Consider the following 12572-nt stretch of genomic DNA (forward strand, 5'->3'; position numbering starts at 1 on the left):
CACCTGAGTAGGTTCTTGAGGCTAGAGCCTTGAACCTCTTCCACGTCCTAAGGACGTGGTTCTTATGTGTAATAGAAAGTAACAGTTAGTAGACAGCATTTCGATGCAAATAACCAGATATCCTGATCTTGCTTTTGCGCTGTTTTATTCAACAATCAAAGCAGCGCGTAAAATCAATTAAGCCGCTGTGGCAAACCGTTGAATATGACGTTTGAATTTGAAATACACATCGAATATCTGGGTGGTGTTTGAATCTGTCACGATAAAAAATGGCGCACGATCCATATTATGTTTTAAGGCTAATTGAATGCCTTCTGATTGCGCATCGTTTACGTCTGCGACCACGATGCGATCTATATATCGTAAGGTGCCATCTTTTTCTAAACGATTAGATACATCGATACATTTAGCGCACCATTCGCCGGTTGCCAGTTTCTTTTTTACAAAGATGATTTCTTGCATATTGCCCTTCCGGATTTTGCTGATACCCCTTGGCAAATATGGTCGCCAAGGGGTGATTTGTCTTTATTGTGGTGTATGTTTTAAGACTACGCCGCGTTTTCTATTGGCTGGTCTTCTACCTTTAAAGTGTGTAAACCACATTCGCGATCGCCTTCTGCTTTGGTCGGATCGAAGTAGTTTGTTTCGTTAGGTAGGTTGTACTTTTCGATGTACGCGTCCATCTGCTCTAATGTCCAATCCAGTAAAGGCGCTATCTTGGTTAAACCAAATGGGCCATTATCAACGTATTCCATGTCTGCGCGGACTGCGGTTTGTTCTCGGCGTACTGCGGTAAACCAGACTTTATCTGTTTGTGAATTCATCGCGCGCTGGAAGGGCTCTAACTTGAATTGCTTGGTGAATGCTGCGTGACGCTCATCATCAATAGTTGGAATGCCGCCGAATACAGATTCTAAACGCACCGCCGTTACTGTTGGTGTATATACAGTTACATTCAGGTTTAGTTCTTCGATTGCGGTTTCTGCAAATTCATAGGTTTCTGGTTTGTTTAAACCAGAGTCAATCCATACCACAGGAATGTCAGGTTTAACTTGTGTGAGCATGTGTAAAATGACGGTTTCATACGGGCTGAAATTTGTAGTCACAAACGCGTTTGAATCCGCTGCTAACACTGCTTTGATAATTTCCTGTGGTGATTTGCCTGTCACTTCGGCATTTAATTGTTCTATGTTGATTGACATGATTTCTCCTAAAAATTAATGATTATGTTTGTACTGAAAAGTGCTTATTAATAAAGGTATTCAGTGCATGAATGCTATTATCATTTAAAATTATCATCAGTTAAAACGATATAATTAGATTTATGTATCTAACTTTTAGATATTGAGTGAAGGATGTTTAACGGAGAAATAAACAAGGAAATAAATGAGGAAATAAATAAAGAAGAAGATAAAAAAAGGCCTCAAAGTAGGGGGGGGGGGGCTTTGCTTAATTGATCTATCAAGCGATAGAAGGGCTCTCTTTACATCGAGCTGATGTTTAATAAAGAAAACGAAATCTGCATGGATTTGATGGAGTACAAAGAGCAGGCTCTTTGGGGTTGAAGAAATTGAAAAGATTAAAGAGATTTCAGAATTGTAGATTAAGTAAAAGTAGATTAAGTAAAGAGAAGTGAGGGAGGCATTTTGGAATCAAAAGTTTACTGCATTCAAACTGCGCCATACCAGATATGACGCAGTCTGGGTTCTTGCTATAAGGTAAATCAGTCGTGAAAATCCAGACCTTGTTTGGTTGCTTTAACATAGCCCGCTCTAATGACGTAGTCACCAAAGTGTTCACCCTTATTTCTATTGTTAGCATAATCGGTGAGCAATAGATCCATCTCTTCGAGGATTTGTTTCTCATCCAGATTTTCTTTATAGAGTTTGCTGAGTCGATCACCCTGATGGCTTGAGCCGAGATACACATTGTATCGACCCAATGATTTACCGATAAATCCGATCTCACCCATTACCGAACGACCACAGCCATTCGGGCATCCTGTCATGCGGAATTTTATCTCATCATTAATCAAACCATTCTTTTCTAGAATGGGTTCTATTTTAGTGATTAAACTAGGTAAGTATCTTTCTGCTTCTGCCATTGCTAACGGACAGGTGTTTAGTGCAACACAGGCAATCGCATTACGGCGCAGTCCACTCAGGTGACTGGCATCAGCGGATAAACCATATTTGGTGAAGATCGCTTCAATACTGGCTTTGTCGTTTTCTTCGATATCGACGAGCAATACGTGTTGATTACCCGTGAGTCTGAACTTACACACACCGAGTTCTGCGATCTCTTTTAAGGCTTGTTTTTGTTGAGAGCCTTCGACGTTTTGTACGCGACCATGTTCAACAAAACATAGTAGGTGCCACTTGTCATTGGTCGCTTTATGCCAGCCAAAGTTATCTGCTGACGTTTTGAATTCAACAGGCTTTGGTGCATCAAGCTTGTAACCAAGGCGTTCGATTAACATGGTTTGGAATGTGTCTAGGCCCATGCGGTCGATGGTGTATTTTAAACGCGCCTGACTGCGGTCTGTTCGATCACCATAATCACGTTGAATTTCTACGATTTTGGTCACGACTTCAAGTAATTGCTCTGGTTTTACATAGGCAATATCGGTCGCAAGTCTTGGGTATGTTTCTGTGCGACCAAACGTCATCGCTAGACCACCACCTACGGCAATATTAAAACCTTGAAGCACTTCATCTTTAACGATAGCGACGATGCCCACATCATTGGTGTAAATATCACTGTCGTTATTTGGTGGAATCGCAATACCAATTTTGAATTTTTTCGGCAGATAGAGTTTGCCGTAAAGCGGTTCAACGGTTTCTTCAGGTGTGATTGAAGAAACTAGTTTTTTGCCTTCGCCCTTCTTTCCATTAGAGCCTTCATCTAACCAGATTTCATGGTAAGCACGAGATTTAGGCAACAGATGTTCGCTGATTTTTTTAGCCCATGGGAAGACCTGCGCATGAATTTTGGATTGCGTAGGGTCAGGATCACACATGACGTTTCGATTGACATCACCACAGCCAGCAATGCTGTCGAGTAATGCTTTATCCATCGCTTTGATTGTCTGCTTTAAATCAAACTTGATGATTCCATGAAACTGCACCGCTTGACGCGTCGTTAGTTTGAAATCTTTATTGCCGTACTCGTCACTGATCGCATCGAGCGCGAGCCATGCATCTGAAGTTAAATCGCCACCAGGAATTCTGACGCGAATCATAAATGAATAAGCAGGTTCTAATTTCTTTTCCTGACGCACGATTCGCTGGTCTCTATCATCTTGTTGATAGGTGCCGTGAAACTTGAGTAAGTAAGTGTCTTCTGCGGGAATCGATCCTGTTATTTGATCGGCAAAGGTATCGACTAAGGTTCCACGAAGGTAGTTACCTTTATCTTTTGCAACTTCCACAGGGGTGCTGTCATTGATTAACACACCCTGGTGTTTGATGAGTTCTTTGCTTGGGTCTAATACATTTTTCATTGTTTTGTGTTAAATCATACGGAGTATTTCAGCGATATCAGTATTAACGTTTCAGCTTGTGTCTGCTGGTCACTCAATCAATGAGTGGTTAATGGTGCTAACGGTTATGATGGCGCTAAAGTTTTTTCAATATGATTATTCCTGTTCCTGTTTGTTCGTTGTTTTTAGCTTTTAATAAAAAACCCCTGTAAGTAGGGGGGTGTCTAATACATTTTTGGTCTGTTAGTAAACGTCACGCTGGTATTTTTTATTGATCTTTAACTGATCGATATAGTTGTTTACACCGTCGTCATCTAAACCTGAGTGTTTACTAATGATTTTGTGAAGCGTGTCGTGAACACCTTGTGCCAGTCTGTCGATATCACCACATACATACAGCGTCGCGCCTTGTTCAATCCACTCAAACACTTGTGCTGATTCTTCTAGTAGCTTGTCCTGAATATAGATTTTCTCTTGTTGATCTCGAGAGAAAGCAACATTCATTTTTTCTAATGTGCCATTCTTCAGGAAGTGCTGCCAATCCGTTTGGTATAGGAAGTCACTCTGGAAGCGTTGCTCACCAAAGAACAACCAGCTATTGCCTTTCGCTTCACGTGCTTCACGTTCGTACAAAAAGCTTCTGTAAGGTGCAACACCGGTGCCTGCACCGATCATGATGATCTTGTCTTCATTGCTTTCAGGTAATGAAAATCCGCTATTAGGCTTGATGTGAACCGGGATTGTATCTCCCGCTTGTTTGTCGATTAACCAGTTAGAAGAGACACCAAGGTGTTTTCTATCGTTGTGATCATAGTAGACAGGCTTGATTAAAATATGTGCTTCTTCGGTATGCACTTGCTCACTGCTGGCAATTGAATACTGACGAGAGAACAGCGGACGCAAAATATTTAATAAGTCTGCCGTCGCAATCTCACCCGGGTAATCTTGTAATAAGTCGAGCAGGTCAGAACCGTGAAGATATTGCTTTAATTGTTCTTTATCTGCAGTAAGCGCGTTTAGTGGTTCGTTGCTTACTAACTCAGCATAAGATTTTACAACTTTAGCCGTAAGATTCGCGATTTCTAATTTATGCGTTAGGGCATTGCGTAATGAGCTTGTATCGCCTGAAACAGTCACCAACTCGGTTTCACTTGCATCTAATTGTTTGATGATTGCATCAACCAGTTCGGTATTGTTTTCTGGCAGAATCGCAATGAGATCGCCTGGTTCGTAGCGTAGACCTTCAGCTTCTGTTGAGATTTCGATGTGGTAAGCATCTTGCTCAGAATCATCTGTGGTCAGGTTTGTAATTGCTATAATCTCAGCGTGATACGGATTTGCTTCGCTCCAGCTTTGTGTTTCAGCAGTGTTAATCGCTTGTTTGCTATTGATGTCGATAACGACATGCTGAGCGTCATTCGATTCTGTTTTTTGATCGTTAAGCGCATCTAATTTAGAAACGATTTCCTGCTGCCAGCTTTTTGCACCTACTTCGAAATCAAGGTCTAGATCGACACGGTCATGAAAGCGTTTTGCGCCAAGTTCTTCAAATTTAGCATCAACATCAACACCTGTCTGGCAGAAGTCGTCGTAGCTAGAATCACCTAAGCCAAGTACTGCAAATTCCAGATTGTCTAATTTAGGTGCGCGGTCACTATAGATGAAGTTGTAAAACGTCAAAGCTTCATCAGGTGCTTCGCCATTACCATGAGTACTGATCACAAGAACAACTTTCTGTTCTTTCTTTAGTTGTTGTGGTCTGTAGTCCAGTAGATTCTTTAAAGTAACATCAGCGCCTTTGGTTTTAAGTTCGGCACTTACTGACTCTGCAATTTTTTTGCTGTTACCTGTTTGGCTGCCATACAATACCGTCACTTTTTCTGCGGTATGCAGTTGTGGGCTAGTCTGTGCGCCAGTTTGTGTACTGGATAAGTCAGTGATCTGATGCTGTAAACCCGTGTCAGCATTTGCAGATAAGCCAGAGAAATAACCACTCACCCATGCAAGCTGATTCGCATTAAGGCCTTCGACTGCTGAAGACACTTTCTGTATTTGTTGTTGGTTTAGTAATGTCATGATTATTCACTCGCTTTTATTCGCCTTTCATAAATGTTTAACTGATATATTTGCTGTCAGCATTTTGTGGAAGCTAATATCCCTTAAAATAAACAACAATAAAAGTGATTAAATTCGTTATCTATATGACATAATTAGATATATGAAAATTACACAATTACAATTACTCAAAATTTTATTAAGCAATGGTTTAAATATTAGCGAAGCTGCTAAGCAGACCTATGTTGTGCAATCTGCCGTTAGTCGACAGCTGAGTTTGTTAGAAGATGAATTAGGGATGCCATTGTTTATTCGAAAGGGAAAACGTTTGGTAGAGCCGACGCCTCTATGTATTGATATTTGTAAAGAAATCGATCATCTGGAGCTGGCAATGGATAATATTCGTGCCGTAGCGGATGACCATCGAGATGCACGAATAGGGGAGCTACGTTTAGCCACAACTCATATGCAGGCGAAGTATTTTCTACCTGAAGTGATTAAACAGTTTCGCGAAAAATACCCCAAGGTCAAAATACATATTCTTCAAGGTAATCCGACACAATTAGTCGATATGTTGCATAAACGAGAAGCCGATATTGCGGTATGTACCGAAGAATTAGCGGAGCATTCTGATCTGGTAAAGAATAAATGTTATGACTGGAATCATGCATTGATCGTTCCTTCAGGTCATCCGTTAGAAAAAGGCAAGCTCAATCTTGAACGAATAGCTGAATTCCCTTTACTTACTTATGTATTCGGCTTTACAGGTCGTACTAAAATCCATCAAACCTTCAAAGACAAAGGTCTTGAAATGGATGTAACATTCTCTGCAACCGATACTGATGTGATTAAAAGCTATGTACGACTTGGGTTTGGTGCAGGAATCATCTCAAGAATGGCGTATTCAGAACAGAATGATAGTGATTTAGTGTTGCGGGACTTATCGCAGTTTTTTCCGAATTCTACAACCTCGGTCGCGTATGTTAAAAGTAAGTTTATGAAAAGTTACTTACATGATTGCGTTGATTTATTGGTGGAGCATGGCCAAAAAACGATGCTTTCAGTTTCCTGATAGTTTTTCGAATTTTTTAATCACTATTGTAAAAAGCCCAATTTTATGAACATAGGAAATTGAATAAATTATTACTACTGTGGGATATACAAAAATATAAAATTGTTGGTATTGTTTGTTAGTATTAATAACAATTAACTACCATAAGGAGTATTTATGAAATTTTTATCAATAGCATTAAGCAGTCTTCTTTTATCTACAGCCTTTAGTGTTTCCGTTTATGCCGACGATGAGCATTCGGGTAAAGAGATTCATGATGAAAATTGTCTTAACTGCCATAAAGTTAAACACGATGATAAATTTTATACACGTGAACAACTACGGGTTAAAGATCTTAAAGGACTTGGTTCAATGGTAAGAATGTGTGATGCCAATCTGGGTACTTCTTTGTTTGATGAAGATATGGATGAGATTACTGATTATCTAAACCAAAGCTATTACAAATTCCCTAAGAAGTAGATTGAATTTTAGGAATTTGCCCAAATAGTTATATTGTTATAACTAATTAGATTAACTGGAGAAAATTATGTTTCACCCAATAGAAATTCCGTTTGGCTGTGTCATGTTATTCAACGTTGTAGATCTTAAAGATGGCGTAAAAATTGAAGATGTTGAATTGACCCTCGGCGAAATGTGTAACGTTGTTAAAAATAATTATGGTGATGATAATGGCGGCTTCATCGGTGGTCAGGTATTTAAGTACGCAGGCTTTATTTCTGAAGAAGGTTCGGTAGGCGCCACTCCTGCTGAAAAAGAAAAAGCGGCGAAAGTGAAGCAGGGCGAAATTGCGATAATTACCTACTGGAAATCTTTTGAGCAACACGAAAAATCACATGCTGATGCGTTATTCAAAGAGAAATTTAGCGAGTTAGCTGAATTCTGTGATGACACCCATGAATTAGGTTATGAAATGCTATGGCAGGGTGTTCCAGAATAAGTAATTATTTTTAGTTTTTTAACTTATAAATACTCAAGGAGTAGCTGTTAAAAGCTACTCCTTTTTTGTTTCTGCTAGGTTGATTTCTTTTATTATTTAATTTCTTTCTTATTTTTCTTTTATTTGCCTTTACCAGACCTACAAATAACAGCAGTTTTCTTCATAAATGCTAATTTGATTCTCCTTTACGAAGCAATCCCACAAGTCCAGTTTTTGTAGACATTTTTTGCTTAAAAACAGGCTCAATTTATTCAAAAAAATTGTCTTTTGACGTAAGTCATATATCCTTCCGAATAGTTTGTACAATAGACCAATTTTGAACTATATCTATATACAGAAAGCATACAAGCCTATACATCTTTATAGTGATGTAAATGCAAGTCTGTACTCTCGTATCTGGTAGAAAACTCTCTTTTTAACAATGAGTTTTTTGTTTCCCTTAATCTTAATGGTGGTAGCTAGTCAGTTCTAGTTAGCTAAGACATAACGCCAACAACGTTAATAATGTCAACAACAGGAATAACTGTATGGATTTATCGAGCATAAATAAAATAGAACAAAATACTGGCTTTAGTAAAAGCGAGTCGTTTCGTATGGCCATAGTCTTGGTATTTATGATAGGAATTATGTTGTATACGCATTTCAATATTCCAGATGTGCCAAACCGTATCATGTTAATAGTTGCAGCGATGATTGGTGGCTACATGGCATTAAATATTGGTGCTAATGACGTTGCTAATAATGTCGGGCCAGCGGTGGGCTCACAGGCTTTAACACTTGTCGGTGCTATTCTTATTGCTGGGGTATTTGAGGCTGCAGGTGCACTGATAGCTGGTGGTGATGTTGTCAGTACCATCAAAAAAGGCATTATTAATCCCGAAATGATTAAAGACAGTAATGTCTTTATCTGGTTAATGATGGCGGCATTACTCGCGGGGGCAGTGTGGTTGAATTTTGCTACTGCAGTAGGTGCGCCCGTATCGACAACACACTCCATTGTTGGTGGAGTCATGGGTGCTGGTATAGCAGCCGGTGGCTGGGGAATCGTCAATTGGGATCAGATGGCAGCCATAGCATCCAGCTGGGTAATATCACCGGTATTGGGAGGGGTAATTGCTGCGGGTTTTCTGTATTTTATAAAGCACGCAATAACCTATCAGGATGATAAAATTTTAGCTGCCAAACGCATGGTGCCGATTCTTTTATCATTAATGGCGTGGTCATTTTCGACTTATCTGGTTATGAAGGGCTTAAAGAAACTTTGGAAAGTGGATTTTTTGATGGCCTTGGGTATCGGTTTCCTAATAGCTATCGCGATCTATTTTTTCATTAAACCATTGATCGCTAAGGCAGCAGATAAGCTTGAAAATGATAAGGATTCTATAAACGGCCTGTTTACCATTCCACTGATTTTTGCCGCTGCTATGCTGAGTTTTGCACATGGTGCCAATGACGTTGCCAACGCAGTAGGTCCATTAGCTGCGATTAATGATTCAATTACACAGGGTGGCATTCATAGTAAAGCTTCAATACCAATCTGGGTCATGATGGTTGGTGCAATAGGTATCGTTCTTGGTTTGGCATTATTTGGTCCTAAACTGATTCGTACTGTGGGTAGTGAAATCACAGAACTCAATAAATTGAGGGCTTTTAGTGTTGCGATGGCCGCTTCAATTACGGTTATTATTGCATCTCAATTAGGTTTGCCAGTGAGCTCTACGCATATTGCTGTGGGCGGTATTTTTGGTGTGGGCTTTCTGCGTGAATACATTAAGAAAACATACGATCGCAAAGTTGATGAAATTATTGACCACCACGAAGGTTCTGAACATGAGGTTGTAGAAGCATTTATCGAAGAATTCCAAAAAGCGAGCGTGGCTAAAAAGAGTGTTATGTTGCAAGAACTCAAAGAAAAGCGCACTGAAGCGGAATTAACCAAGCGTGAAAAGAAGAGCCTGAAAAAAGTTTATCGCAGAGAGTTGGTTAAGCGATCTGCATTATTAAGAATTGCAGCCGCGTGGATTATCACCGTACCTGCATCTGCAATATTATCGGCCTTAATCTTTTACACTATCAGGGGCGCTATGCTTCCATAGTGATATGGCTAAGTAAAAGCTAAACAAAAAAATCAATAAAATAATGAATAGTCACTGATATGTTTAGGAGAGTCGTCCTATTAAGCATCTTCGCAATTCTGTCTTATGGTTTCTGGATTAGTCCTAACCTTAAGCAGATTACTGCGGGGGTAGCTATATTTCTATTTGGTATGCTTGCTCTGGAAGAGGGCTTTAAGGCTTTCACCGGAGGCTTACTAGAAAAAATCCTCAAGAAAACCACTAATGGTTTATGGAAAAGCATGAGTTTTGGTGTAGTTACGACAACACTGATGCAGTCCAGCTCTCTGGTTTCTGTCATAACCATTTCCTTTTTGTCAGCTGGCTTAATTACCCTGGCGTCTGGTATCGGCATTATCTTTGGCGCAAATTTGGGTACAACAACTGGCGCATGGCTAGTCGCGGGCTTAGGTCTTAAGGTTAATATATCAGCCTATGCGATGCCGATGTTGGTGTTTGGTGTCATTCTTGTTCTGCAAAAGCCCAAGGAATTAAAAGGGATCGGCTATATTCTGGCTGGTCTGGGATTCTTATTTCTTGGTATCCATTACATGAAAGAAGGGTTTGAATCTTTCCGTGAGCATATTGATTTAACCACCTATGCAATGTCTGGCTTCAAAGGCTTATTGCTGTATACGTTGATAGGTATTGCCGCAACCGTCATTATGCAATCAAGTCATGCGACACTTGTGTTGATTATTACTGCTTTAGCCAGTCAGCAGATAACTTATGAAAATGCTTTGGCGCTCGCTATAGGCAGTAATGTGGGAACCACTGTCACAGCAATAATAGGCTCTATCAGTGCCAATATTAATGGAAAACGACTCGCTGCAGCACATCTGGTGTTTAATGTGGTTACCGGATTGGTGGCTATCGCACTGATAGCACAATTAGTCGATTCTGTAGATTGGCTATCAGAACGTTTGGGTATCGCATCTGATAATTACACGTTAAAACTAGCCGTTTTTCATACGCTGTTTAATTTGTTGGGTATTGCTTTGATGCTACCTTTTATTAATAAATTAGGAGCGATGATTACCAAGCTTTTACCAGAAAAGCAGCATGAAATTGCAGAACCACTTTATTTGAACAATGCCTCATTAGAGCTGCCAGAAATGGCGCTCGAAGCTGTACGTAAAGAAACGCTTAATCTTTATCAGTACTTTTTTGGAATCGTTTGTCACGGTTTAAGTTTTAGAGTTCGGGATATTAAGTCGTATCTACCTGTTGAAGATATTATTAAATCACAGAGAAAACCGATTCCGGTAAATATTAAAGAAGAATATACCAATAAAATTAAAGGACTCTACGCGGAAATCGTTAACTTCATTGGTAAAGCCAATGAAAACATGACACAAGATCAAAGCAATGAAGTGTTTGAGTTACGTTCGGCTGGAAGGGCAATGCTGGAAAGTATTAAGAGTACTCAGCACCTTCATAAAAATTTGTCACATTATATTAACAATTCTAATCCCTATATTCGTGCAGAATACAATCAAATACGTTTTCGTCTAGGTACTATTTTAAGAGCCTTGTCAGATATGCAAAAAGATCCAGACGAGCATCGAACAGCATTGGCGACACTTGAATCGATGAAGATTGGCATAATAGAAGCTGATAAAAAGTTTTTTGTCGATATGAATAAACTGATTCGCGATAAACACATCAGTGGCGTAATGGCGACGTCACTCATGAATGATCACAGCTATACTAATATCATAGCGAATAAACTAATAGAGATCGCTTCAATCCTATTTAAGAGTCAGGACACTGAAATGCACGAGATCGAAAAAAGCTTGATGCTGGACGAAGACGAGATGGCAGAAGCGGTTGCTGCGCGAAAAAGATCTGAGAATTTGGATTCAGATAAAGGGAGTATAGATTGTGAAGATAAGTGAGTTAATTGCGAAGGCAGACGACTACATTGGTGCCGAGAACCGCAAGCGAAAATCAAAAATTAATTGTTTAAAGCACGTCTTGAATAAATTACGTAAACGTGAAAAGAAGCTTGAATTGAAGTTTGCAGAAGGACGAGGCAGTAAGGAAAAAATTTCCAATGAGCTAGCGTTGATTCATGCGCATCGAAAAAAAGGTCTAAAGCTTCTTAAAGAATTGAAAGAGGAACATAAAGAAGCCAAGATTAACAAGGAAGAGAAGCCTTCCGATGAATCAGCAGATTAATCTGTGGGTTTTTATAACTAGATCTTATTTCTTTAAATTAGCTGTTTCTTCAGGGGGTTCAGCATAGGCTTATTATCATATAAAACTTCGCCTGCATTATATTCTAATTGACCCTCAGCCAATATTTTAACCGCATGCGGATAAATTTGGTGTTCGATTTGATGCACGCGATTTGCTAATGACTCTTCATCGTCATCTTCTTTTACATCAACAATTCCCTGAATAATTACTTTTCCCGCATCTAATTCGGGAATCACGAAATGCACACTCGCACCATGTTCTGTTTGCTTGTCTGCCAAGGCTCTCTGGTGTGTATGCAAGCCTTTGTATAAAGGCAATAGCGAAGGATGAATATTGATCATCTTGCCTGTGAAATGCTCTACAAAATGATCACTAAGAATACGCATAAAACCAGCCAGAACGATTAAGTCTGGTGAGTAGCTATCGATGAGACTTTGTAATTCTTCATCAAACGCTTCTCGTGAATCATATTTAGTATGATCCAGAACTTTAGCTTCAATATCAGATTTTTCGGCGCGTTTAAGACCGTATGCATCAGCACGATTACTGATAACTGCAGCTATTGATGCTTTGATGTTTCCAGCTTCAATATTATCGATAATCGCTTGAAGGTTTTTGCCACTTCCTGAAATTAAAACAACCAGCTTATAGTTGTTGTCAGAAGTGGTATCAGGAGAACTGTCAGACTGGAGCTTAGAACTGGGCATATTA

Annotated in this window: 11 protein-coding genes; 6 read left to right on the top strand and 5 right to left on the bottom strand. The window is 39.6% G+C overall.

What is annotated here, in order from left to right; genetic code table 11:
• Window positions 1–177: 177 nt before the first annotated feature.
• The 4 genes from Q1A31_RS03935 to Q1A31_RS03950 all read right to left on the bottom strand — a co-directional run bounded on the left by Q1A31_RS03935 (window position 178) and on the right by Q1A31_RS03950 (window position 5557).
• Window positions 178–462 (bottom strand): hypothetical protein, encoded by a 285-nt coding sequence (locus Q1A31_RS03935; protein WP_299872670.1) that lies wholly within the window; start codon window positions 460–462, stop codon window positions 178–180.
• 86 nt (window positions 463–548) lie between these two features.
• On the bottom strand, window positions 549–1202 hold the full coding sequence (locus Q1A31_RS03940; protein ID WP_299872672.1) for a phosphoadenosine phosphosulfate reductase family protein: 654 nt from the start codon (window positions 1200–1202) through the stop codon (window positions 549–551).
• 521 nt (window positions 1203–1723) lie between these two features.
• Window positions 1724–3502: an NADPH-dependent assimilatory sulfite reductase hemoprotein subunit gene (locus Q1A31_RS03945; protein WP_299872675.1), complete on the bottom strand. Its 1779-nt coding sequence runs from the start codon at window positions 3500–3502 to the stop codon at window positions 1724–1726.
• Window positions 3503–3724: 222 nt separating this feature from the next.
• A complete protein-coding gene (locus Q1A31_RS03950) occupies window positions 3725–5557 on the bottom strand; it encodes an assimilatory sulfite reductase (NADPH) flavoprotein subunit (RefSeq protein WP_299872678.1) in 1833 nt (610 codons plus the stop codon).
• A gap of 142 nt (window positions 5558–5699) precedes the next feature.
• On the opposite strand from Q1A31_RS03950, the gene Q1A31_RS03955 reads away from it, so the two are divergent.
• The 6 genes from Q1A31_RS03955 (at window position 5700) to Q1A31_RS03980 (ending at window position 11840) form a co-directional block, all read left to right on the top strand.
• Window positions 5700–6608 carry a LysR substrate-binding domain-containing protein gene (locus Q1A31_RS03955; RefSeq protein ID WP_299872681.1) on the top strand — a complete coding sequence of 303 codons (909 nt, stop codon included), beginning with the start codon at window positions 5700–5702 and terminating at the stop codon, window positions 6606–6608.
• 156 nt (window positions 6609–6764) lie between these two features.
• The gene (locus tag Q1A31_RS03960) at window positions 6765–7067 is read left to right on the top strand and encodes a cytochrome c (RefSeq protein ID WP_299872684.1); all 303 of its coding nucleotides are present in this window, start codon (window positions 6765–6767) and stop codon (window positions 7065–7067) included.
• A gap of 67 nt (window positions 7068–7134) precedes the next feature.
• Window positions 7135–7545, top strand: coding sequence for a hypothetical protein (locus tag Q1A31_RS03965; protein WP_299872687.1), 411 nt, complete (start codon window positions 7135–7137; stop codon window positions 7543–7545).
• A gap of 527 nt (window positions 7546–8072) precedes the next feature.
• On the top strand, window positions 8073–9641 hold the full coding sequence (locus Q1A31_RS03970) for an inorganic phosphate transporter (protein ID WP_299872690.1): 1569 nt from the start codon (window positions 8073–8075) through the stop codon (window positions 9639–9641).
• 59 nt (window positions 9642–9700) lie between these two features.
• Complete coding sequence (locus Q1A31_RS03975; protein ID WP_299872692.1) at window positions 9701–11557, top strand: Na/Pi cotransporter family protein; 1857 nt, start codon at window positions 9701–9703, stop codon at window positions 11555–11557.
• The gene (locus Q1A31_RS03980; RefSeq protein WP_299872694.1) at window positions 11544–11840 is read left to right on the top strand and encodes a hypothetical protein; all 297 of its coding nucleotides are present in this window, start codon (window positions 11544–11546) and stop codon (window positions 11838–11840) included. The genes Q1A31_RS03975 and Q1A31_RS03980 overlap by 14 nt, the downstream gene beginning before the upstream one ends.
• Before the next feature lie 32 nt (window positions 11841–11872).
• Here Q1A31_RS03980 and purN read toward each other — a convergent pair whose 3' ends face one another.
• Complete coding sequence (purN, locus tag Q1A31_RS03985) at window positions 11873–12568, bottom strand: phosphoribosylglycinamide formyltransferase (protein ID WP_299872696.1); 696 nt, start codon at window positions 12566–12568, stop codon at window positions 11873–11875.
• Window positions 12569–12572: the final 4 nt, after the last annotated feature.

It is taken from the genome of uncultured Cocleimonas sp., from assembly GCF_947495625.1.
Lineage (GTDB): Bacteria > Pseudomonadota > Gammaproteobacteria > Thiotrichales > Thiotrichaceae > Cocleimonas.